Raw genomic sequence first — 21,306 nt, 5'->3', positions numbered from 1 at the left:
GGCGGCCGTAACTATAACGGTCCTAAGGTAGCGAAATTCCTTGTCGGGTAAGTTCCGACCTGCACGAATGGCGTAACGACTTCCCCGCTGTCTCCAGCATAGACTCAGTGAAATTGAATTCCCCGTGAAGATGCGGGGTTCCTGCGGTTAGACGGAAAGACCCCGTGCACCTTTACTATAGCTTTACATTGGCATTCGTAGTGGCATGTGTAGGATAGGTGGTAGGCTTTGAAACCTGGGCGCCAGCTCAGGTGGAGCCACCCTTGAAATACCACCCTTATCACTATGGATGTCTAACCGCGGCCCGTTATCCGGGTCCGGGACAATGTATGGTGGGTAGTTTGACTGGGGCGGTCGCCTCCTAAAGAGTAACGGAGGCGCGCGATGGTGGGCTCAGAACGGTCGGAAATCGTTCGCTGAGTGCAATGGCATAAGCCTGCCTGACTGCGAGACTGACAAGTCGAGCAGAGACGAAAGTCGGTCATAGTGATCCGGTGGTCCCGCGTGGAAGGGCCATCGCTCAACGGATAAAAGGTACGCCGGGGATAACAGGCTGATGACCCCCAAGAGTCCATATCGACGGGGTTGTTTGGCACCTCGATGTCGACTCATCGCATCCTGGGGCTGGAGCAGGTCCCAAGGGTATGGCTGTTCGCCATTTAAAGCGGTACGTGAGTTGGGTTCAGAACGTCGTGAGACAGTTCGGTCCCTATCTGCCGTGGGTGTAGGAATATTGAAAGGATCTGTCCCTAGTACGAGAGGACCGGGATGGACGGATCTCTGGTGGACCTGTTGTGGCGCCAGCCGCATAGCAGGGTAGCTATATCCGGACGGGATAACCGCTGAAGGCATCTAAGCGGGAAACCCACCTTAAAACGAGTATTCCCTGAGAACCGTGGAAGACGACCACGTTGATAGGCCGGGTGTGGAAGAGCGGCAACGCTTGAAGCTTACCGGTACTAATAGTTCGATCGGCTTGATCGTTCTCATTCCTAATGCCCATTTCTGGTGATAATCCTTGGATTGCGCCGAGATGGATGGCACAGAAAACAGCTTCTCGAGCAACGTGCGTTTTGCCGACCTGGTGGTTATGGCGGAGCGGCTGCACCCGATCCCATTCCGAACTCGGCCGTGAAACGCTCCAGCGCTGATGGTACTTCGTCTCAAGACGCGGGAGAGTAGGTCGCTGCCAGGTCTGCCAAGCGCACGTTGTTTAATCTTCTCCTTACGAACAGGCCCGCCAACGGGATATCGGGCCGCGCAAGCGGCCCTTTCATTTGGCGGAAGCTTGAATCCGGTGAGCCAAGGCTTACCTTTAGGGTTGACGCGGGGTGGAGCAGCCCGGTAGCTCGTCAGGCTCATAACCTGAAGGTCACAGGTTCAAATCCTGTCCCCGCAACCAAAATACGAAAACGGCCCGCCTTGTGCGGGCCGTTTTCGCATGCGCTGAAGTACGGCGACAGGACACTTAGCATTCCGCGGCCAATTTTTCGCGTATGTGCTCCGAACCACCTCTCATACGTCGGGCGAATGGCCGATCGGGATTTACGACGCGCCAAAAGGGCGCGCTGCCGTCTTGACCGATATGCACCAAGTGCCGCCGCACAGTCACTGGGCAGCAGGCGTCTGTTCCGTATTTTGCCGCGAGCTTACGTCGTAACTCTGCAAGGTCCGACAAGTGGCCAGGTCGTGCAGCCCGGAGCTCGTCAGCGACCATTTTCTCGGTTGGGATCAGCATGCTCTGCGTAAGGGTCTTGCCTTTGCGTCGCGTTTTGACCACCGGCAATTCGCTCATAATTCACCTCCAGGAACTCCCCTACAGAAGACGAACAAGGATGCCGCAATCCGACAAAATCTCGGATTGATTTGATTGCCGTGGCTCGAGGCCACAGCCATGAACCCACAAAGACGCCTCCGGCCGGACACTTAGCAACGAAGCCGACACAGCGGGACACCGAGGCAGATCCTGTCCGCACGAATTCCTTGCAATGCACACATCAAAACCCCGCTTGCCTTATGGCGCCGGGTTTTTTTGGCCCCGTGCTGCCCAACGGAGCGGAACTCTACGTCTTCGCCGACATGGCTCGAGCTGCAGCTCTAACCGGCATCCCGGTTGGTCAAGGCGATGTGGCAGCAGCCGGAACCGTGGCCCGGCGTCCAGGTGACGTTGTCGAAGCGCACTCCGGTGGCCTCGAACAGGCCACGGTCGAAGGCGCCGGCGATGCGGCAGAGTGTGGCGAGCTTCTCGTCGCCGACGCCGGCCTCGACCCAGGCGTCCTTCAGCGGACAGCGCCTGACCTTGAAGGCGATGCGGTCCGGACCGCGTTCGACGTCGGTCGGATACATGCGACCGCCATCCGGGCTGACGGCGAGGAACGCCTCGCCGATCGCCGGTGCGTCGTTTGGGCCGAAATCGGCAAAGGCCGCCGCCGCAACCTCCTTGCCGCGTTGTTCGATTATACGGATCATGATCGCCTCGGCTTTTTCCGCGCCCAACTCCACGGTTAGCTCGTCGAGGAATAGACGATAGAGATCGGCGCGGTTGCGGAAGGCGGAATCGAGTTCGCGCGACAGTTTTTCGGCTCGGGCTTCGGCGTCGGTCATGATGCGTCCCGTTCGATCCTTGACAGTCTTGGCGCTGCCGCCACCAGCGCCTTGCCGATCGCGGATTGCGGCGCGTTGATTACGCTGCGCGCATCGCCGCTCTCGGCAATGCGCCCGACTTCCAGAATAGTGACCCGGTGAGCGATGGCACGGACGACACCGAGATCGTGCGAAATGAACAGATAGGCGATGCGTTCCTCGCGTTGAAGGTCAAGCAGCAGCTGCAGGATCTGCGCGCGCACCGAAACATCGAGCGCCGACACGGCCTCGTCGAGCACGACCAGCGACGGTTTCGTGGCGATGGCGCGGGCGATTGCAACGCGCTGGCGTTGGCCGCCGGAAATTTCGTGAATGGCGCGGCCGGCGAGACCGGGGCTGAGGCCGACGCGTTCCAGCAGAGCTGCAATATGGCGCGGGCGCTCGGGGCCAGAGGCAATGTGATGGATGCGCAAGGGGTCGTCGAGCACACGCGCGACTGTGGCGCGTGGGTTCAAGGCGGCGAGCGGATCCTGAAACACCATCTGAAGACGGGCGCGCCGGCCGCGCAAGGCAGCGCCGTTCAGCGACAGGAAATCGCTGCCTTCAAATTCAATACGGCCGGTATCGACTTCGATGAGCCGGAGCACTAGACGAGCTATCGTCGACTTGCCGCTGCCGGAAGGTCCGGCCAGCGCCAGCGTCTCGCCGGGGTCGATGTGGAAGGAAACGTCGTCGACCGCGGCGATGATCTTGTCGCCGCGACTGTATCGTTTGGTCAGGCCGGAAACGGCGAGCAGCGGGTCGGTCATGGTCGCTGCAGCAGCGGCTCGGCGTTGAGGCCGAGATTGGCGTCGAGCAGCATACGAGTGTATGCGTGACGCGGCGCATTGACGATTTGGACTGTCGAACGGAGCTCGAGCAGCTCGCCATGCCGGAACACCGCGATGCGCTCTGCAAGCTCAGCGGCCAACGCGATGTCGTGGCTGATGAACAGCAGCGTCATACCGTCCTCGGCAACCAGTCGCCGGATCAGCCCGACAATCTCGGCCTGCACGATCGTATCCAGCGCGCTGGTCGCCTCGTCGGCGATCAGCAGTTTCGGCCCGGCCGCAATCGCTGCGGCGATCGCCACACGCTGCTTCTGGCCGCCGGAGAGCTGGTGCGGGAAGGCGCAGAGGGCAGCGTCCGGATCGGGCAGGCGGACGCGCTCGAGCAGGGTTTTTGCCTTGGCATAGGCGTCTCGCCAACTGAGGCCGAGATGAGTGCACGCGACTTCCGCGATCTGCTTGCCGATTGGCATCACCGGGTCGAGACTGGCGGATGGGTCCTGGAAAACGAAGCCGATATCGCGGCCGCCGATGGGGGTGTGGCTTGTCGCAATGACGAATGGTCGGCGCTCTGTCGCGCCCCCCTCTGTCCTGCCGGACATCTCCCCCTCAAAGGGGGAGATTGCACTTTCATCTCTGCCTTCGCCAATCACCGAAGCTGGCGGAAAGGAACCGGCTGCGGAACTGCCGATCTCCCCCTTTGAGGGGGAGATGTCCGGCAGGACAGAGGGGGGTGCCTTGGCACCAAACATTGGTTGCGGGCGCAAGAGCCAATCGATGCGGCCTTCGATCCTGGCGGTGGCCGGCAGCAGGCCGGCAATGGCCAGCGCCAGCGTGCTCTTGCCCGAACCGCTTTCACCGATGATGGCAAAGCGCTCGCCGGCGGTGATGTCGAAGCCGACATTCTTCAGCGCCGCTATCTCGGCGCCGTCGCGGCGATAGGTCACCGTCAGATTGCGGATCGAAGCAAGCGCCGTCACGACAGGCTCCTCCTCATCGCCGTGGTCTCGACGACGCCTTCGCCGGCGAGATAGACGCCGAGCACGGTGAGCACGAGCGCTACGCCCGGAATGATCGACAGGAAGGGCGCGGTGCGCAGCACGGCGCGGCCTTCGGCGATCATGCCGCCCCAGGTAACCCGGTTGGGATCGCCGAGGCCGAGAAAGGACAACGCCGCTTCGGTGAGAATCGCCGCGGCGACAATCACCGACGACAAAGCCATTACCGGCGGCAGCGCATTGGGGAGCACCTCGCGAAAGGCGATCTCCAACGGATGCATGCCGATGACGCGGGCGCCGGCAACAAAATCGCGCTCGCGGATCGACAGCACTTCGGCCCGCGCCACGCGTGCCGGTCCGGTCCAGGCGCCCAGCGCGATCGCAGCGACGACGACGCCGAGCGACGGCCCGACGATGCTGACGAAAGCCAAAGCCAGCAGGAAGGCTGGGACGGTCTGGAACGCGTCGGTGATGCGCATCAGCATCTCGTCGACAACGCCGCCAGCAAAGCCGGCCACGGTGCCGATCACGGCGCCGATGGCAAGGGCGGCGGCTGCTGCTGCCAGCCCGACCGCCAGCGAGGTACGGGCGCCATGGAAGAGCTCGGCTAGCACGTTGCGGCCGAGCCGGTCGGTGCCGAGCGGCAGCGACCAATCCTGGAAGGGCGGCAGCAATGCCGGTCCGGCAATCGCCTGCGGATCGCCGGGAAAGAACAAAGGTGCGGCAAGCGCCACGGCAAACAGCGCCGCCAGGATGACCGCGCCGGCTACAGCCTCCGGCGTGCGCAGGAAGCGGGCAAGTGGACTCATGCGCTGGCCTCACTGGCCCCGACGCGCGGATCGAGGAAGACGTAGGCGATGTCGACGAGAAGGTTGATAATGACGACCAGGACAGCGCTGGTGAGAATAATGCCGAGCAGTAGTGGGGTATCCCGCGCGGCCACCGCTTCCTGCGCCAGCCGGCCGAGGCCGGGCACGGAAAAGACGCTCTCGATCACGACGCTGCCGCCCAGCATCTGCGCGGATTGCAGGCCGAGCATGGTGACCAGCGGCAACAGTGCGTTGCGTGCGACATGGGCGAGCACGATGCGGCGGCGGGAAAGTCCCCTGGCACGGGCGGCCAGCACAAAGTCCTGTCGCCACACCTCGGCCATGCCGGCGCGCATCATGCGCAGATAGAGCGCGAGATAAATGAAGCCGAGCGCCGAAACCGGCAGGACGAGATGGCGGGCGATATCGGCGGCACGACCGAGGCCGGTCTTGGCCGAGGCGATACTCTCGATGCCGCCGATCGGAAACCAGCGCAGGTCGACGGCGAAGACAATGATCAGCACAAGCCCGAGCCAGAAGCCCGGCACGGCATAGAGCGCCAGCGAACCGATGGAGAGGAAGCGATCGCGGAAGCTGCCGGGACTGGCGCCGGCATAGATGCCGAGCGCCGAGCCGAGGCCGAAGGAGAGCGCGGTGGCGCTGCCCATCAACAGCAGCGTGTTGGGCAGGCGCTCGAGGATGACATCGCGGATCGGCCGCGAAAAGGTGACCGATTGGCCGAGATCGAGATGCAGCAGCGCCCAAAGATAATTGGCGAGCCGTGTCAGCTCCGACTGGTCGAGCCCCCAGCGGTGACGCAACAGCTCGATCATGCCGGCATCGCCTCCGGTCGAGACGATGTAGGCATCGACCGCGTCGCCGGGAGCGGCTTCGAGCAACAGGAACGTGCCGATGACGACAATCAGCAGCACGAAGATGCTGCCGACGAGACGGCGGCGAAGGAGGATGACGGCGCGGGTCATGGCGTAACGCCGATAGGAGAACCAAGTCTTCGGTGCCGCGCTCTACGGCGCCCCCCTCTGTCCTGCCGGACATCTCCCCCACAAGGAGGGAGATTGGCAGCTTCGGCGTTGCCGGCCGTCTTGCAACGCTGGAGATTGGCGAAAGCGACAATGACAGCCGATCTCCCCCCTCGTGGGGGAGATGCCAAGTGGTGGCAAAGAGGGCAGGACAGAGGGGGGCGCGAAAAAGCTCTCATCGCTGAAGCTGAGCACCCACACAAGCGGCGCGCAAGTCTGGAGAGACTTCCTTACCCCTCCAGCCAAGTGTCCGCCCAGTTCGATACCGCCCAGCGCGGGTTGTTGGCGATGTTGTTGACCGTATCACGGGCGACGCTGATGAAACTCCATTCGGCGACGTTGATCAGCGGCAGGTCGGCGGCAACTTTTTTCTGGAACTCCTTGTAGAGTTCGGTGCGGGCGGCGGTGTCGAGCGTCTCCGATGCCTTGGCGATCAGGGCGTCGAGATCGGCATTCTTGTAGCCACCCTGGTTGGAGAAGGGCACGCCGTCGGGAATGCCGCTCTGCACCAGGATGGTGGTCGAGATCGCCGGATCGCCGCGGAACACCGGCGGCCCGACTGCAAGGTCGAAGGCGTGGTCGGTGTAGACAGCCTTGATATGCGCGGCAGAGTCGTTGTTGACCAGCTGGGCGTCGATGCCGATGGCGGCGAGCGCCTGCCGCAGATAGTCGCCGAACTGCTTGGTTTCGTTGAAGTAGGGCGCCGGCAGCAACCTCAGTGAAAAGCGCTTGCCGTCGTCGCGTCGGCTGTAGCCGGCCTCGTCAAGCAAGGCGTTGGCCTTGGCAACGTCGAAGGCGTAGGTCGGCACGTCGGCGGTGTAGAATTGCGGGTCGTTTTTCGGCACCGGGCCAGTGGCGGTGGCGGCATAGCCAAGGAATACCGTCTTGACGACGAAATCCTTGTCGATGGCGTGAGCGATCGCCTGGCGTACTTTCAGGTCGGCCAGCTCCTTGCGGCGATGATTGATCTCGACGACGAGCTGGTAGGTCAGCCCTTCATAACCCTTGGTGATCACCTTGAGACCGGGCACTTTGGAGATGCGGTCGAGATCGGCCAGGGGCACGGCGGAGAAGGCGGCGAGCTGGATCTCTTCGGCTTCCAGGGCGCTGGCCGCCGACGTGCGGTCCGGCAGCACCTGATAGATGATCTCGTCGAGATAGGGCTCGTCCTTGCCCCAATAGTCGATGTTCTTCTCCAGCCGGCAATATTCGCCGGGCTTGTGTTCGGCAAATTTGAACGGTCCGGTGCCGACCGGGGCGTTGTTGGCCGGGTTGTCCTCGATCTTTCCGGTCTCGTAGATGTGCTTGGGCACCACGCTGCTCAGCGCCGGCAAGGCGTTGCGGATCAGCTGGAACGGTGTCGGCTTGGCGAATTTGAACACGGCGGTGGCTTCGTCCGGCGTGTCGACCGCCTCCAGATCCTTGAACACGGTGCGGCCGAGATTCTGCAGCGGCTTCCAGACCTGCAGCGCCGAGAAGGCGACATCGGCTGAGGTGAATGGCTTCCCATCATGCCATTTGACGCCCTCGCGCAGTTTGAACGTCACCGACAGGCCGTCGGCGGCACCTTCCCAGCTGAGCGCCAGGCGTGGATCGAGCCCGTCCTTGCCGCCGAAGGAGGCCTCGGCCAAGGTTTCCACGATCTTGCTCGAAATGAAGAAGACGCCGTTCGAGGCGACAATCGCCGGATTGAGATTGCGCGGCTCGGAATCGGCGGCGACAACCAGTCGTCCGCCCTTTCTCGGCGTCTGCGCCGAGCCGATCGTCGGCATGGCGGTGGAGGCCAACAGCAATGCCGAACCGGCCAGCATCGTACGTCTGGAAATGGTGAACTCTGGCATGATCGAACTCCGTCCTCTCCGCGGACCCGGCCGGGTCCGCCGTACCCCTCGGACGCTCGTAAGCATCCTGCAAAGCTGATTATGGGCCTTGTGCGGGGTTTCGCCAAAGACGGAATTGGCGCATCTCTACGTGGCTTTGAAATTTCCGTCCGCTGGACCAGTTGTACAGAAAACGGTTCGACACGCGGTTCTAGCAGGACCAGACTGGAGTAAAGTGCAGCAGGTGGAGCAGCTTTTGGGGCTGGTTCGCCCGTTCTGGCTGGACCAGATCGGGCAACATGATGCAGATTTAAGCATAGCCGAGGTTCAGAGCCGGAAAAGCCGGTGCCGGCGAGCGGCCGGCTAAGGGATTTCAGGGAGAGAGACATGAACATTGCCCCAGGCAAGAATGCCGTCGGCAGCGTGCCGTTCGACCAGGCCAGGGTGGACGGGCTGATGGAGGAGGCCGGCATCGACGCGCTGCTCGCCACCTCCAAGCACAACACGCAATATCTGCTTGGCGGCTACAAGTTCATCTTCTTCGCCGCCATGGATGCAATCGGCCACAGCCGTTATCTGCCTGTCGTCGTCTATGAGAAAGGTGGGCCGGAGCATGCCGCCTATATCGGCAACCGCATGGAAGGCGGCGAGCACCAGAATCATCCGTTCTGGACGCCGACACTGCATGCCGCCTGCTGGGGTACGCTCGATGCCGCCAATCTGGCGGTCGAGCATTTGCGAAAGATCGGCAAGGGCAATGCCCGCATCGGCATCGAACCCGCCTTCCTGCCGTCCGACGCCTATATGCTGATCCGCAACGCGCTGCCGGATGCCAAGCTGATCGATGCGACTGATATGCTGGAGCGCATGCGGGCAATCAAAACCGAGGCGGAGCTGGAAGAGCTGCGCATCGCTTCGGAGCTGATCACCGATTCCATGCTGGCGACCATCGGCTGGGCACGCGAAGGCACGACCAAGAGCGAGATCATCGAACAGCTCAGGCGCGAGGAGACCAATCGCGGCGCGCATTTCGAATATTGCCTGTTGACGCTAGGCTCCAGCCACAACCGCGCCGCCTCGCCGCAGGCGTGGAGGAAGGGCGAGGTGATGTCGATCGATTCCGGCGGCAACTACCACGGCTATATCGGCGATCTTTGCCGCATGGGCGTGCTGGGCGACCCTGACGCCGAACTCGAGGATCTGCTGGCCGAGATCGAGGCAGTGCAGCAGGCGGCCTTCTCCAAGGTCAAGGCGGGCACGCTGGGCGGTGACATGATTTCTCGTGCCGAAGGCGTTCTGAAGAAATCCAAGGTTGCGGCCTATACTGATTTCTTCGCGCATGGCATGGGGCTGATCACGCATGAAGCGCCGTTCCTGATGACCAACCATCCGGTGACCTATGAAGGCACCTATGCCGCAAAGCCGCTGGAGAAGAACATGGTGCTTTCGGTCGAGACGACCATGCTCCACCCGACGCGCGGCTTCATCAAGCTGGAGGACACGGTGGCGGTGACCGATGCCGGTTACGTCATGTTCGGCGATCGGGGCCGGGGCTGGAACAGGGGCGGGGGCGGCTTAGGCGCTGGTCACCTAGCCCGTTCTTGAGATTACCTCGTCCGAGCAAATAATTGGTCACGCCAGCGAGCATTTGCCGATATGGAACGCAAACTGCCCAAGCAGGTCTTTATCGACGGGTGCGAGCAGATCTCCATGGAGTTCGAACCGATTGGGTTCCGCTTTGCGAAAAGCGGTCCTCATGCGAGTCGTCGGGCCGGCGACTGGGTATTCAAAATCTCCTTTCAATCAAACTATCTGAACGTCGGCGGCGAGTACGTCGAACTCGTCGTGCATGCGTCGGTCTACAGCAAGGCAATAAAGGAGTGGGACGAGCGAAGCGCTTGGCCCGCCAGTGCCAGCGATTGGGTCGCCGGTGGACAGCTTGGCAATTTGCGAACCCCGCATCATTGGCGGACATGGAACATCGCAAACCCGCATACCCGCCAGGCTGAAATCGCGAACATCGTTGCCAACATCCAAACGACTGTCCTGCCGCTCTTCGAACGTTTCGACGTTCCGCGCAAACTAGCCGAACAGGTCGCATGTTCTGAAGTTCCGGGCTTCATGTTCCCTGAAAATGCTGTTCGATTTGTACTCTGGCAGCTTGGTCCAGAGGCAGCGGAAAACTGTTTGTCCTATTGGGTGGCGCGCTTACCTTCGCCGGATGCTTTCCGATCAGAGCGCGATGTCCCCACTTTGCCGGATAGGCTCGCTCTGGGGAGCGATACTAACAACCTAGCAAGGGTCGCTCGTGCGATGAAGATTGGCCTCAGCCTGTGACATTATCTGCCCGGCGGGATCAACCTGAAATCCGGCAACTCCCGCAACGCCAGTTCCGGCCCGGCCGGCGAATAGACGACGAAAAGCTGCATCGGCCCGTCGCCGGTATTGAGCGTCGAGTGGAAGCGGCTTTCCGGCACATAGATGGTGCAGCCGGGGCCGACTTTCTCGACGACCGGGTTGCCTTTCTCGTCTTCGACCATCTGCTCGCCATTGCCTGAGATGACAAAGATGATCTCCTCCGCACCCGGATGGTTATGACGCGTATGGCCTTTGCCTGACGGTAGGTCGACGACACCACCGGAAAATCGCTTTGCGCCGTTCACTTCGGGAGCGACCGTCAGCGACAGCCTGCCCCAGTCGAAGCCGAAGGCGCTGACGTCTTTTGGATATACGAATACCTTGCTGTTGTCGGTCATCGTCCCACCCTTCTTTTTGCTGGTCTCTACGCAGCGCCGAACGTAACGGCCTTGAAATCCGCCGTCTGCCTGGCGATCGAGGCTTCCGCCGGCAGCCGCTCCATCGAACTGGCGCCATAGAACCCGTGCAGGCCCTTGCAGCGCTCGAGAATATATCTGGCGTCGTCCGGCATCGAGATCGGCCCGCCATGGCAAAGCAGGATCATATCCTCGCGCACTGAGCGTGCCGCTTTGGCGATGGCGTCGATCTCGCTCACACAGTCGTCCAGCGATTTAGCCGATGTCGCGCCAATCGAGCCGCCGGTGGTCACCCCCATATGGGCGACGACGATGTCGGCGCCAGCTGTTGTCATGGCGCGCGCCTCGTCTGGGTTGAAGACATAGGGCGTGGTCAACAGGTCGAGTTTGTGAGCCTCGGCGATCATGTCGACCTCGAGCCCGAAGCCCATGCCGGTTTCTTCAAAACTCTGCCGCATCTGGCCGTCGAACAGTCCGATGGTCGGAAAGTTCTGCACACCGGAAAAGCCCATCGTCTTCAACTCGGCCAAAAGCAGCGGCATGATGACGAAGGGATCGGTGCCGTTGACGCCGGCCAGCACCGGCGTCTTCTTCACTACCGGCAGCACTTCGTAGGCCATTTCCTTGACGATCTCGTTGGCGTTGCCATAGGCGAGCAGGCCGGCGGCCGAGCCGCGCCCGGCCATGCGGTAGCGGCCGGAATTGTAGATGATGATCAGGTCGATGCCGCCGGCTTCCTCTGCCTTGGCCGACAGGCCGGTGCCGGCACCGCCGCCGACGATCGGCACGCCGTCCGCGATCATCTTGCGGAATTTCTCCAGGATTTTCTTGCGCGGTATGGCGGCCATGTCTTGGTGTCTCACTGTCTGGCGATGTCGAGGAAGGCCGTTGTGGCAGCCCAGGCGAATTCGGGGTCGTTGATATGAAGCGGCAGGCGCAGCACGCGCCGCGTTTTGGCGGGTTTGATGGTACGCTCGATCGCCTCGAACAAAGCGGCATCGGCTTCAGGGTCGAAGAAGGCGCCGCCTTCAATGTCGAGCGCCGACACGCCTTTCTCCGGAATGAGGAAACGAACCGGACCCTGGCAGAGGCTCAGCCTTGTACCGATCCATTCGCCGATCGTTCTGCTTTCGTCGGCAGTGGTGCGCATCAGTGTGACGTTTGGATTGTGCTCATAGAACAGCCGGCCGCGATAGCGTTCCGGAATTGTCGGCGGCGCCCAGAAATTGACCATGTCGAGCGCGCCGACCGAGCCGACATAAGGCAGCCCGGTGCGGGCGATGGCGCCAAAGCGATCTTCGGTCGCCGGCAGCACGCCGCCAAGCACCAAGTCGCAGACTTCGGTCGTTGTGATGTCGATGACGCCTGACAACAGGCCGCTGTCGGCCAATTTTTCCATGGTGCGGCCGCCGGTGCCGGTGGCATGAAAGACCATGCAGTCATAAGTCGAACGAAGCTCATCGGCGATCGCGGTCACGCATGGCGTGGTGACGCCGAACATGGTGAGGCCGAGCGACGGTTTGCCCTCGGGCGGCGGCGCCGGCTTTGTCGCCATGCCTGATATCGCCTGGGCGGCATTGTGCAGCACGACACGCGAAAGCCGGTTGAGGCCGGCCATGTCGGTCACCGACGGCATCATGACGATGTCGGAGACGTCGACGTAAGGCGCGGTGTCACCCGAGGCCAACGTCGAAACCATGATCTTGGGCAGACCGAGCGGCAGCGTGCGCATGCCTGCGGTGATGATCGAGGTGCCGCCACCGCCGCCAATGCCGATAATCCCGGCAATATCGCTGCGCGACTGGACAAACCGGGCAAAGGCGGCAGCCATCGCCGCCACCGCGGTGCCGCGATCGTCGACGCCGAGCACGGCATTGCGACCCTCGGAATGGTGGCTGGCGACCTCGTCTGCCGAAACATCGACCGGCACGGTCGCGCCGCGTGTTCCGATGTCGACACGGGCAATCGAAGCGCCGGTAGCCGCGACCGCATCGGCCAGAAATGCGAGTTCCTCGCCCTTGGTGTCGGCGGTGCCCACCACATAGATGCGCTTCATCGCGTTTCCCCGGTCTTGGCGTGCTCGGCGCTGCCGCCCCTTTTTGCCCGGCCGTTCGACGGCGCGAAGGGCCATTGCAATTTTTTGAGACACGCGTATCGTATTGACATGAATGTCTCACGTCAACAAGCGGCAATGGACGACGATGCCAGCCAAGGGCCGAACCCCCAAGTAGAGCGCGGGGCCCGCGCGCGCACCAGGCGTCTCATGCTTGAGACGGCGACAAAGCTGATGCAGGCGGGCGCCACGCCCTCCGTCAGCGAGGTGGCGGAGGCAGCGGAGGTCTCGCGCGCCACCGCCTATCGGTATTTTCCGAGCCAGGCGGCGTTGGTGCAGGCGGTGGTCGATGAGGGGCTTGGGCCGATCCTTACGTGGAAATCGAGCTCTGCCGATCCCGAGCGCCGGGTCGCCGAGCTGTTCGAGACCGCCATGCCGCGCATCGAGGTCTTCGAAGCGACGTTCAAGGCGGCGCTGAAACTGTCGCTCGACCAGTGGGCGCAGCGACAGGCAGGCACGCTTGACGGCGAACCTGCCTTCACGCGCGGCCATCGCGTCGATCTTTTGAAAGATGCGATCGCGCCACTCAAAGGCCGGTTGCCGCCGCGCGAATTCAAGCGGCTCGCGCAGGCGCTGTCATTGATCTTCGGTGTTGAGGTGCTGATCGTTTTAAAGGATATATGGGGATTGGATAGCCGCAGTACGATGTCGGTTGCGCAATGGGCGGCCGGCGCACTGGTGCGTGCGGCGGTGACGGAATCGATGGCTGAAGGTGACGGGATCGCGCCGACGAGGGCCGTTAGATGAGGCCAATCTGGTTCGACCAGATTTTCAACCTGACCATTTGTGCTACTAGCGATGCAGCGGCCTAAGCAAGGCACTTATGTATCAAGGAGTAGGAAAATTCAGGGAAAACAGACAGATATCGCAGAAACCAACTTGTCTGCGTATCCGCCACCGTTCAAGAAAGAGCTTGACGTTCGTCTGAAATTGGTAATACCAGATCAGGACAAATAAAGCGGATCAAAGGGTGAAGGCTAAGATCCGTTTCGGTCGAACGAGGAGGCTCAAAAACCGGAACGGTGCCGTCACGGGAGGACTACCAGGGCCGGCCTCGCTGCCGGTTCTCATGAACGGTAGAATGCGCACAAGGGAGGAAATCATTATGCGCAAGACAATGACCAGCTTGCTTGCTGGTATCGGCCTAGTGCTCGCCTGCGGAACGTCCGTCTACGCGCAGGAAAAGGAACTTACAATCTTCTGGGCGGAATGGGATCCGGCCAATTACCTGCAGGAACTCGGCAACGAGTACGAGAAGGAAACCGGCGTCAAGATCACGGTGGAAACCACACCGTGGCCCGACTTCCAGACCAAGGCCTTCACCGAGTTCAACGCCCATGGCGACGCCTACGATATGGTCGTCGGCGACTCGCAATGGCTCGGTGCCGGCTCGACCGGTGGCCACTATGTCGACCTGACCGACTTCTTCAACAAGCACAAGGTCGGTGAAGTGATGGCACCGGCCACGGTGAAATACTATGCCGAATATCCGGGCGGCAGCAGCAAGTACTGGGCCATTCCGCTCGAAGGCGACGCCGTCGGCTGGTCCTATCGCAAGGACTGGTTCGAAGACCCCAAGGAAAAGGAAGCCTTCAAGGCCAAGTATGGCTACGACCTCGACGTGCCGAAGGATTTCAAGGCGCTACGCGACATCGCCGAATTCTTCTACCGGCCGGACCAGAAAAAATACGGCATCGCCATCTACACCGACAATTCGTATGACGCGATGGCGATGGGCTTCGAAAACGCGCTGTTCTCCTTTGGCGGCGAGTTGGGTGACTATAAGACCTACAAGGTCGATGGCTTCATCAACTCCGACAAGGCGATCGCGGCGCTTGACGCCTACAAGGAACTCTACAAGTTCACGCCTCCGGGCTGGGCCAAGTCGTTCTTCGTCGAGGACAACCAGGCGATCACTGAAAACCTGGCCGCGATGAGCATGAACTACTTCGCGTTCTTCCCCTCGCTGATCAACGAGGCGTCGAACCCGAATGCCAAGAACACCGGTTTCTTCGCCAATCCTCCCGGCCCGAACGGCGACCAGTTCGCCGCACTCGGCGGTCAGGGCATCTCCATCGTTTCCTACTCGCAGAAGCAGGAAGAGGCGACGAAGTTCCTGGAATGGTTCATCAAGGACGAGACCCAGAAGAAATGGGCAGCGCTTGGCGGCTACACCTGCAGTGCCGCCGTGCTCAAGTCGCCCGAATTCCAGAACGCCACGCCCTACAACAAGGCGTTCTACGAGACCATGTTCAAGGTCAAGGACTTCTGGGCGGTTCCGGAATACGCGGAACTGCTGCAGCAGCTTAACCAGCGCATCTATCCTTACATGATCGGCGGCGAAGGCACCGCCAAGGAGACGCTGGACGCACTGGCAGCCGACTGGAACGCGACCTTCAAGAAATACGGCCGCGGCCAATAAGTATGAAGTTTCACGGAGGGGGCGTTCGTGCCTCCTCCGTTTCTTTTTCTGATTTTTGAACCGGGAGCAGAGTCTTGGCGACCACGATGATCACCACGCTGGACAGGTCCTCGCGGGCCGCCGCTCGCGGTCTAAGCGACATTTCGATCCGCAATCTCTTCATCATCCCGACGATCCTGTTTCTGATCGTCTTCAACATCTTCCCGCTGATCTATTCGCTGGGCTATTCGTTCACCGATTTCCGCGCCTCGACCAGCGCGGCGGCGAATTTCGTCGGGCTGCAAAACTACCGCGACCTGCTCAGCGATCCCTATGTCTGGTCCAACTTCGCCATCACCGCAAAATACGTCATCATCTCGGTCGCCGGCCAGCTGCTCGTCGGCTTCGGCGTGGCCATGCTGCTCAACCGCGACATTCCGCTCAAGGGCCTGCTGACGACGCTCCTGTTGTTGCCGATGATGCTGTCGATGGCCGTCGTCGGCCTGTTCTGGAAGCTGCTCTACGATCCGTCCTTCGGCATCATCAATTATGCGCTGGGCCTCGGCACCTTCGAATGGCTGTCGGATCCGAAAATGGCGCTCTATGCGGTCGCGCTGACCGACATCTGGATGTGGTCGCCCTTCGTCATGCTGTTGTCGCTGGCCGGCCTGTCGGCCGTGCCCAAGCATCTCTACGAGGCAGCCGCGATCGACAGGGCCGGGCCGTTCTACACCTTCTTCCGCATAACGCTGCCGCTGGTTGCGCCGATCCTGATGATCGCGGTCATCTTCCGCACCATGGAGGCGTTCAAGACCTTCGACCTCGCCTACATCCTGACCAGCCAGCCGACGGCCGAGCTGATCTCGATCCGGCTCTACAAGATGGCGTTCCAGGAATGGCAGACCGGGCGTTCCTGCGCGCTCGCCTACATCGTGCTGATCATGGTGCTGGCGATCACCAACATCTATGTCAAATACCTCAACAAGGTGAAGGAGCGCTGAGATGGCCGCAGTCCGCACTTCTTCCGAAATCACCTTCAACCGGGTCGCCATCGTCGCTGTCCTGCTGGTGACGATCATCTTCCTGGCGCCGATCTACTGGATCGCCTCGACGGCGTTCAAGCCGCGCAACCTCGCCACCACCATTCCGCCGACGGTGGTTTTCCAGCCGGAGATATCGCCCTTCGTCAAGTTGTTCACCAAGCGTTCGCAACTGCGTAGCCCGCCGTCGCCGGAGGAGTACGCGGCTGCGCCGTGGTGGGAGCGCGTCGTCTTCAATGGGGGCGAAAAGATCGTGCGCGACGGCAAGGGCCAGGTGCAGTGGTCGGGCTATCCGAGCCGTTTCATGAACTCACTGATCGTTGCCATAACCTCGACCGTCCTGGCCGTCGGTATGGGCACCTTCACCGCCTATGGGTTCTCGCGCTTCAAGGTAAAAGGCGAGGCGGACCTACTGTTCTTCATCCTGTCGACACGCATGCTGCCGCCGGTGGTCGTCGCCATTCCGATGTTCCTGATGTACCGGGCGGTCGGCCTCAACGATTCCCATATCGGCCTGATCATCCTTTACACCGCCTTCAACCTGTCCTTCTCGGTGTGGCTGATGAAGGGCTTCATGGACGAGATCCCCAAGGAGTATGAGGAGGCGGCCCTCGTCGACGGCTATACGCGCATGGAGGCCTTCTTCAAGATCGTGCTGCCCGAGGCCGCCACCGGCATCGCCGCCACCGCCGTGTTCTGCTTTATCACGGCGTGGAACGAATATGCCTTCGCACTGATCATGACCAGCCGCCGTGCCCAGACAGCACCGCCCTTCATCCCCAGCCAGATCGGTTCCGGCCTGCCGGACTGGACGGTGATTGCCGCCGGAACCTTCCTGTTCCTGCTGCCGGTCGCGATCTTCACCTTCCTGCTCCGCAACCACCTGTTGCGCGGCATGTCGTTTGGAGCGATCCGCAAATGAGCTTTCGCGACATCAACCAGAAATATCTCGAACCGGGCAGCCAGGTGCTGATGGTGCTCGGTATCATCGCGCTCTGCCAGCCGTGGAACATGCTGCTGCACAGCTATGGCGTGACCATCATCCTGATCGGCCTGATCGGCTTCAACATCACCTCCAAGATCGCGCCGGAGGAGAAGGCCGGCACCGGGCAAGGGGCAAATCCGGGGGCACAGCATTGACCCAGATCGAGCTTCGAGGCGTCCAGAAATATTTCGGCGCCGTCCAGGTCATCAAAGACCTCAACCTGAAGATCGACGACAACGAGTTCATCGTGCTGCTCGGCCAGTCGGGCTGCGGGAAGACGACGACGCTCAGGGCGATTGCCGGGCTGGAGACGATCGACGGCGGCGACATCCTCATCGACGGCAAGCCGGTCCAGCACCTCAAGGCCGCCGATCGCGATATCGCCATGGTCTTCCAGTCGTTCTCGCTCTATCCGCATATGAGCGTCTATGAGAACATCGCCTTTCCGCTCAGGGCGACGCGCAAGAGCAAGGCCGAGATCGACAGCGAGGTTCGCTCGGTCGCCAAGACGCTGCAGATCAGCGATCTCCTCGCCAAGAAACCGTCGGCGCTGTCGGGCGGCGACATGCAGCGCGTGGCGATCGGCCGAGCCTTGGTGCGGCGGCCGAAGGCGATGCTGATGGACGAGCCGATCGGGGCGCTCGATGCCAAGCTGCGCGAGGAGATGCGGGCCGAGATCAAGCGGCTGCACATCAAGCAGGGCTCGACCAGCATCTACGTCACCCACGACCAGATCGAGGCGATGAGCCTCGCCGACCGCATCGTCATCATGCATGAAGGTGTGCTGCAGCAGGTCGGCTCGCCGGACGAGGTCTATTCGCATCCGGCGAATCTTTTCGTCGCGCAATTTGTAGGCAGCCCGGTGATGAACGTCGCCGACACTTCGGTGACCGAGAAAGCCTCATCGGCCTCGGTCACGGTCGGCGATGCGGCCGCCGGTTTCGAATTCCCGCGCGCCTTGCTGTCGAAGCTCAACGGCCATGCCGGCAGCCAACTCGCGCTCGGCATCCGGCCGGAAGGCGTCCTCGTCCGCCGCGAAGCCGCCGAGGGATTCTTGCCGGTGGAGACGCAGATCGTCGAGCCGCTCGGGTCCTTCGACATCGTCGACCTCAAGGTCGGCTCCAAGATGCTGCGTGCGCGCACCAAGAGCGGCTTCATCGGCGGCCCCGGCGAAAGAGTCTTCGTCAGAATCGATCCCAGCCAGGCGCATTTCTTCGACACGGCGAGCGGCAAATCGCTGGGAGTGAGACTCTGATGGCCCACATCCAGCTCAAGAACATCTCGAAGAAATTCGGCAATCACACCGCCTTGACCGGGCTCGATCTCGACATCGCCGATGGCGAGTTCTTCGTCCTGCTTGGCGAGACCGGCGCCGGCAAGACGACGACGCTGCGCATGATTGCCGGCCTGGAAAAACCGAGCGAAGGCCAGGTCTTCATCGACGGCGTCGATGTCGCCGACTGGGGCGCGGCCGAGCGTGACGTGGCGCTGGTGCTGCAGCAATATTCGCTGTACCCGCGCTATACGGTGCGCCAGAACCTCGAATTTCCGCTGAAGCCGAAGATCCGCCGGCTGCCCGATGCCGAGATCAAGGATCGTGTCGACCGCGCGGCCAGGACGCTGAGGATCGAGCATCTGCTCGACCGCAAGACCGACAGGCTTTCAGGCGGCGAGATGCAGCGCGTCTCGATCGGTCGCGCCATCGTGCGCAAGCCGCGGGTATTCCTGATGGACGAGCCGTTGTCGGCGCTCGACGCCAAATTGCGCGAGGCGCTGCGCACCGAATTGAAGAACCTGCAGATGCAGCTTGGCGCCACCTTCCTGTTCGTGACGCATGATCAGATCGAGGCGATGTCGATGGGTGACAAGGTCGGCGTGCTCAACCATGGCCGCATCGTCCAGACCGGCACGCCGTACGAGATCTATAACAATCCGCGCGACACCTACGTGGCAAGCTTCGTCGGCTCGCCGCCGATGAACCTCATCGACGGCAAGCTCGTCAACGGACGTGCGGTGATGGCGCCGCTCAATTTCGAATTGCCGTTTGCGGGGGGTGCCAAGACTTCGGGGGGTGCCAAGACTTCGTGGGGGCTAAAGACGGGCGCGGCGACCGACGGTCGCCCGCTCGTCTTCGGTATTCGTCCCGAGGACGTCTATCTCGAGACCGGCGCGCCGGTCGAGGCGCGGGTCCATGACGTCGAGAACCATGGCGTCGAGAAGATCCTGACGCTGCGGGTCGGCGACGCCATGCTGCGCGCCACCGTGCCTGCGAGGACCGACGTCCAGATAGAGCAGCCGGTGCGCTTTGCCTGGAACCCGGACAAGGTGGTGCTGTTCGACAAGGGCAGCGGAATAAGCCTGCGTCACGCCGGCTAAGTACAACCGTCTTTACTGCGCTAGAGCGGGATACGTTCAAAGTGAACCGTGCATGCCGCTCTATCCATGTGTTTTAGCCGCATTTGTGCGACGCCACGTGATTCCGCTTGGCTGCGAAATGCTCGAGTCTTCTCGTCATCCCCCGTACGGGGGATGCGGATGCTCCGACTTGTCGAATAGGCTGATCCTTTGGTCCCAAACGGGCTTTGCAAGCCCAATTTGGAGGCCCAAAACGGAGGGTTGGCTATGGGAAATCTGTTCCGCAGTTTTGCGACGATCCTGCTCGTCGCCGGTATGGGATTGTCGGCGGCGCATCTGGGCGAGGCGCAGGCAGCCAAGAAAGTTGTCGCCGGCGCGAAGGTCGACGCCAAGAAGATCAAGGACCTCAACGGCACGGTCAATCTGTCCACCAGCGACTGCAAACTGTTGTTGAGCGGCACCGTCGTGGAAGTCTCGGATGGCAGGTGCGGGGCCTCCGGCAAATATTGCAAGAGCAGCGCCGGCTCGGCCTGCATCACCGAGCAATAACCCGGCCAACGTTTAGCCGGCCTGGCGGATATCAGCCTGTTCCTCGGCCCGGAAATGGCTGGGCGGCGATCCGATGACCCGTTTGAAGGCGCGGCTGAAGGAGGCGTCGGATTCGTAGCCGAGACGAGCCGCGACGACGGAAATCTTGAGCCGGTCGCGGACCAGCCATTGCCTCGCCTGGTGCATCCGCACCTGCGTGACGTACTTTGCCGGTGTTTCGCCGACAATGGTTGCGAAGCGCTCGGCGAAACCTGATCGTGAGGCGCCCATCATCTTTGCCAGAGCGTCTACCGTCCAGTCGCGGCTCGGTTCCAGATGGATCGCGGCCAGCACCCGGCCGATCTCGCGGTCCCTCACCGCCGCGATCCATCCGGAAGAGTCGCCGCAGCCGCGCTCGACCCATGAGCGGATGACGGTCGCGGCGAGCACATCGGCCAGCCGCGCCAGGATGCCGCCGGAGCCGACGCGCTCCATCGTCACCTCGCGAGCCATCGCCTCCAGCAAATGCGGGATGCCTGGCTCATAGGCTTCCAACTCATGCGCGCGCATCACGTCCGGCATCATGCCGAGCAAGGGGTGCAAGCCATCGAGATTGAAATACATGCTGCCGAAAAACAGCAAGGTCCCCGGACGGCAGCCGGGCACGCCGTCATTCGACATGCAATAGACATTCTTGCAGATTTCCTCGACCTCATAGCCGTGGATCGGCGCCGCCTCGGTGCCCGGCTCACTTGCCAGCGTGTGGGCTGAGCCGCGCGGCAACAATACCGCGTCGCCCGCCTTCAGTTCCACCCATTCGCCGGACGGCTGCAGCAACCAGCAGCCTTTGCGGCCGATGAAATGAAACCGTGCCGCCGCCTGAGCCGGAAAATGGATGCCCCAGGGTTCCTTCATCTCGCAACGGCCGTAATCGACGCCTTCGAGGCGCAATCCGCGCAATATGTCTGTCAGCGGATCACCGGTGACGGGGATTTTGGACGAACGGTCAAGCATAATGGTGTTTCTAGCATGG

Annotated in this window: 20 protein-coding genes, 1 tRNA gene and 2 rRNA genes (1 of these 23 only partly in view); 13 read left to right on the top strand and 10 right to left on the bottom strand. The window is 61.7% G+C overall.

Annotation, left to right across the window (positions count from 1 at the left end; translation table 11 throughout):
• From NKJ91_RS19220 to NKJ91_RS19210, 3 genes are all read left to right on the top strand, one after another.
• Positions 1 to 984: ribosomal RNA gene (locus NKJ91_RS19220) — 23S ribosomal RNA — on the top strand; it begins 1,815 nt to the left of the window's first position.
• A gap of 96 nt (positions 985 to 1,080) precedes the next feature.
• A 5S ribosomal RNA gene (gene rrf, locus NKJ91_RS19215) occupies positions 1,081 to 1,195 on the top strand.
• Positions 1,196 to 1,325: 130 nt separating this feature from the next.
• Positions 1,326 to 1,402, top strand: a tRNA-Met gene (locus NKJ91_RS19210).
• A 695-nt stretch (positions 1,403 to 2,097) separates the two neighbouring features.
• Here NKJ91_RS19210 and NKJ91_RS19200 read toward each other — a convergent pair.
• From NKJ91_RS19200 to NKJ91_RS19175, 6 genes are all read right to left on the bottom strand, one after another.
• Entirely contained in the window at positions 2,098 to 2,604 is a 507-nt protein-coding gene (locus NKJ91_RS19200; protein WP_352456838.1) for an L-2-amino-thiazoline-4-carboxylic acid hydrolase, read from the bottom strand.
• Positions 2,601 to 3,392, bottom strand: coding sequence for an ATP-binding cassette domain-containing protein (locus NKJ91_RS19195; RefSeq protein ID WP_352456837.1), 792 nt, complete (start codon positions 3,390 to 3,392; stop codon positions 2,601 to 2,603). The genes NKJ91_RS19200 and NKJ91_RS19195 overlap by 4 nt, the downstream gene beginning before the upstream one ends.
• Positions 3,389 to 4,390 (bottom strand): ABC transporter ATP-binding protein, encoded by a 1,002-nt coding sequence (locus NKJ91_RS19190; RefSeq protein WP_352456836.1) that lies wholly within the window; start codon positions 4,388 to 4,390, stop codon positions 3,389 to 3,391. Before NKJ91_RS19190 ends, NKJ91_RS19195 begins: the two co-directional genes overlap by 4 nt.
• Positions 4,387 to 5,217, bottom strand: a complete 831-nt coding sequence (locus NKJ91_RS19185) for an ABC transporter permease (RefSeq protein WP_352456835.1) — start codon at positions 5,215 to 5,217, stop codon at positions 4,387 to 4,389. The genes NKJ91_RS19190 and NKJ91_RS19185 overlap by 4 nt, the downstream gene beginning before the upstream one ends.
• Positions 5,214 to 6,200, bottom strand: a complete 987-nt coding sequence (locus tag NKJ91_RS19180; RefSeq protein ID WP_352456834.1) for an ABC transporter permease — start codon at positions 6,198 to 6,200, stop codon at positions 5,214 to 5,216. The genes NKJ91_RS19185 and NKJ91_RS19180 overlap by 4 nt, the downstream gene beginning before the upstream one ends.
• Positions 6,201 to 6,487: 287 nt before the next feature.
• A complete protein-coding gene (locus NKJ91_RS19175) occupies positions 6,488 to 8,098 on the bottom strand; it encodes an ABC transporter substrate-binding protein (RefSeq protein ID WP_352456833.1) in 1,611 nt (536 codons plus the stop codon).
• 366 nt (positions 8,099 to 8,464) lie between these two features.
• Here NKJ91_RS19175 and NKJ91_RS19170 point away from each other — a divergent pair, with 366 nt between their 5' ends.
• Positions 8,465 to 9,682: a M24 family metallopeptidase gene (locus NKJ91_RS19170; RefSeq protein ID WP_352456832.1), complete on the top strand. Its 1,218-nt coding sequence runs from the start codon at positions 8,465 to 8,467 to the stop codon at positions 9,680 to 9,682.
• A 51-nt stretch (positions 9,683 to 9,733) separates the two neighbouring features.
• Positions 9,734 to 10,414, top strand: a complete 681-nt coding sequence (locus tag NKJ91_RS19165; protein WP_352456831.1) for a DUF4304 domain-containing protein — start codon at positions 9,734 to 9,736, stop codon at positions 10,412 to 10,414.
• A 2-nt stretch (positions 10,415 to 10,416) separates the two neighbouring features.
• On the opposite strand, the gene NKJ91_RS19160 is transcribed toward NKJ91_RS19165, so the two are convergent.
• From NKJ91_RS19160 to NKJ91_RS19150, 3 genes are read right to left on the bottom strand one after another with little or no spacing between them, the layout of a single operon-like run.
• The gene (locus tag NKJ91_RS19160; protein ID WP_352456830.1) at positions 10,417 to 10,833 is read right to left on the bottom strand and encodes a cupin domain-containing protein; all 417 of its coding nucleotides are present in this window, start codon (positions 10,831 to 10,833) and stop codon (positions 10,417 to 10,419) included.
• Positions 10,834 to 10,859: 26 nt separating this feature from the next.
• A complete protein-coding gene (locus tag NKJ91_RS19155; RefSeq protein WP_352456829.1) occupies positions 10,860 to 11,699 on the bottom strand; it encodes a phosphoenolpyruvate hydrolase family protein in 840 nt (279 codons plus the stop codon).
• An 11-nt stretch (positions 11,700 to 11,710) separates the two neighbouring features.
• Positions 11,711 to 12,907, bottom strand: a complete 1,197-nt coding sequence (locus tag NKJ91_RS19150) for a Tm-1-like ATP-binding domain-containing protein (RefSeq protein ID WP_352456828.1) — start codon at positions 12,905 to 12,907, stop codon at positions 11,711 to 11,713.
• Between the two features lie 108 nt (positions 12,908 to 13,015).
• Here NKJ91_RS19150 and NKJ91_RS19145 point away from each other — a divergent pair, with 108 nt between their 5' ends.
• From NKJ91_RS19145 to NKJ91_RS19110, 8 genes are all read left to right on the top strand, one after another.
• Positions 13,016 to 13,711, top strand: coding sequence for a TetR/AcrR family transcriptional regulator (locus NKJ91_RS19145; protein ID WP_502896892.1), 696 nt, complete (start codon positions 13,016 to 13,018; stop codon positions 13,709 to 13,711).
• A 358-nt stretch (positions 13,712 to 14,069) separates the two neighbouring features.
• Complete coding sequence (locus NKJ91_RS19140) at positions 14,070 to 15,386, top strand: ABC transporter substrate-binding protein (protein WP_352456826.1); 1,317 nt, start codon at positions 14,070 to 14,072, stop codon at positions 15,384 to 15,386.
• Between the two features lie 74 nt (positions 15,387 to 15,460).
• The gene (locus NKJ91_RS19135; RefSeq protein WP_023722315.1) at positions 15,461 to 16,366 is read left to right on the top strand and encodes a carbohydrate ABC transporter permease; all 906 of its coding nucleotides are present in this window, start codon (positions 15,461 to 15,463) and stop codon (positions 16,364 to 16,366) included.
• Between the two features lies 1 nt (position 16,367).
• The gene (locus tag NKJ91_RS19130; RefSeq protein WP_352448403.1) at positions 16,368 to 17,327 is read left to right on the top strand and encodes a carbohydrate ABC transporter permease; all 960 of its coding nucleotides are present in this window, start codon (positions 16,368 to 16,370) and stop codon (positions 17,325 to 17,327) included.
• Positions 17,324 to 17,545 (top strand): hypothetical protein, encoded by a 222-nt coding sequence (locus NKJ91_RS19125; RefSeq protein WP_023675179.1) that lies wholly within the window; start codon positions 17,324 to 17,326, stop codon positions 17,543 to 17,545. The genes NKJ91_RS19130 and NKJ91_RS19125 overlap by 4 nt, the downstream gene beginning before the upstream one ends.
• The gene (locus tag NKJ91_RS19120; protein ID WP_352456825.1) at positions 17,542 to 18,645 is read left to right on the top strand and encodes an ABC transporter ATP-binding protein; all 1,104 of its coding nucleotides are present in this window, start codon (positions 17,542 to 17,544) and stop codon (positions 18,643 to 18,645) included. The genes NKJ91_RS19125 and NKJ91_RS19120 overlap by 4 nt, the downstream gene beginning before the upstream one ends.
• A complete protein-coding gene (locus NKJ91_RS19115) occupies positions 18,645 to 19,766 on the top strand; it encodes an ABC transporter ATP-binding protein (RefSeq protein WP_352448401.1) in 1,122 nt (373 codons plus the stop codon). The genes NKJ91_RS19120 and NKJ91_RS19115 overlap by 1 nt, the downstream gene beginning before the upstream one ends.
• 246 nt (positions 19,767 to 20,012) lie before the next feature.
• Positions 20,013 to 20,294 carry a hypothetical protein gene (locus NKJ91_RS19110; RefSeq protein WP_352448400.1) on the top strand — a complete coding sequence of 94 codons (282 nt, stop codon included), beginning with the start codon at positions 20,013 to 20,015 and terminating at the stop codon, positions 20,292 to 20,294.
• Positions 20,295 to 20,306: 12 nt separating this feature from the next.
• On the opposite strand, the gene NKJ91_RS19105 is transcribed toward NKJ91_RS19110, so the two are convergent.
• Positions 20,307 to 21,287, bottom strand: coding sequence for an AraC family transcriptional regulator (locus tag NKJ91_RS19105; protein ID WP_352456824.1), 981 nt, complete (start codon positions 21,285 to 21,287; stop codon positions 20,307 to 20,309).
• Positions 21,288 to 21,306: the final 19 nt, after the last annotated feature.

It is taken from the genome of Mesorhizobium sp. M0040 (genome assembly GCF_040323505.1).
In the GTDB taxonomy this organism is placed as follows: Bacteria; Pseudomonadota; Alphaproteobacteria; order Rhizobiales; family Rhizobiaceae; genus Mesorhizobium.
Note: the sequence above shows the minus strand (reverse complement) of the source record. Positions and strands in the feature narration are given on the sequence as shown.

Bases quoted from the DNA above. Each gene is read 5' to 3' on its own strand.
- NKJ91_RS19200 (WP_352456838.1), bottom strand. From the start codon at position 2,604: ATGACCGACGCCGAAGCCCGAGCCGAAAAACTGTCGCGCGAACTCGAT.
- NKJ91_RS19195 (WP_352456837.1), bottom strand. From the start codon at position 3,392: ATGACCGACCCGCTGCTCGCCGTTTCCGGCCTGACCAAACGATACAGT.
- NKJ91_RS19185 (WP_352456835.1), bottom strand. From the start codon at position 5,217: ATGAGTCCACTTGCCCGCTTCCTGCGCACGCCGGAGGCTGTAGCCGGC.
- NKJ91_RS19180 (WP_352456834.1), bottom strand. From the start codon at position 6,200: ATGACCCGCGCCGTCATCCTCCTTCGCCGCCGTCTCGTCGGCAGCATC.
- NKJ91_RS19175 (WP_352456833.1), bottom strand. From the start codon at position 8,098: ATGCCAGAGTTCACCATTTCCAGACGTACGATGCTGGCCGGTTCGGCA.
- NKJ91_RS19170 (WP_352456832.1), top strand. From the start codon at position 8,465: ATGAACATTGCCCCAGGCAAGAATGCCGTCGGCAGCGTGCCGTTCGAC.
- NKJ91_RS19165 (WP_352456831.1), top strand. From the start codon at position 9,734: ATGGAACGCAAACTGCCCAAGCAGGTCTTTATCGACGGGTGCGAGCAG.
- NKJ91_RS19160 (WP_352456830.1), bottom strand. From the start codon at position 10,833: ATGACCGACAACAGCAAGGTATTCGTATATCCAAAAGACGTCAGCGCC.
- NKJ91_RS19155 (WP_352456829.1), bottom strand. From the start codon at position 11,699: ATGGCCGCCATACCGCGCAAGAAAATCCTGGAGAAATTCCGCAAGATG.
- NKJ91_RS19150 (WP_352456828.1), bottom strand. From the start codon at position 12,907: ATGAAGCGCATCTATGTGGTGGGCACCGCCGACACCAAGGGCGAGGAA.
- NKJ91_RS19145 (WP_502896892.1), top strand. From the start codon at position 13,016: ATGAATGTCTCACGTCAACAAGCGGCAATGGACGACGATGCCAGCCAA.
- NKJ91_RS19140 (WP_352456826.1), top strand. From the start codon at position 14,070: ATGCGCAAGACAATGACCAGCTTGCTTGCTGGTATCGGCCTAGTGCTC.
- NKJ91_RS19130 (WP_352448403.1), top strand. From the start codon at position 16,368: ATGGCCGCAGTCCGCACTTCTTCCGAAATCACCTTCAACCGGGTCGCC.
- NKJ91_RS19125 (WP_023675179.1), top strand. From the start codon at position 17,324: ATGAGCTTTCGCGACATCAACCAGAAATATCTCGAACCGGGCAGCCAG.
- NKJ91_RS19115 (WP_352448401.1), top strand. From the start codon at position 18,645: ATGGCCCACATCCAGCTCAAGAACATCTCGAAGAAATTCGGCAATCAC.
- NKJ91_RS19110 (WP_352448400.1), top strand. From the start codon at position 20,013: ATGGGAAATCTGTTCCGCAGTTTTGCGACGATCCTGCTCGTCGCCGGT.
- NKJ91_RS19105 (WP_352456824.1), bottom strand. From the start codon at position 21,287: ATGCTTGACCGTTCGTCCAAAATCCCCGTCACCGGTGATCCGCTGACA.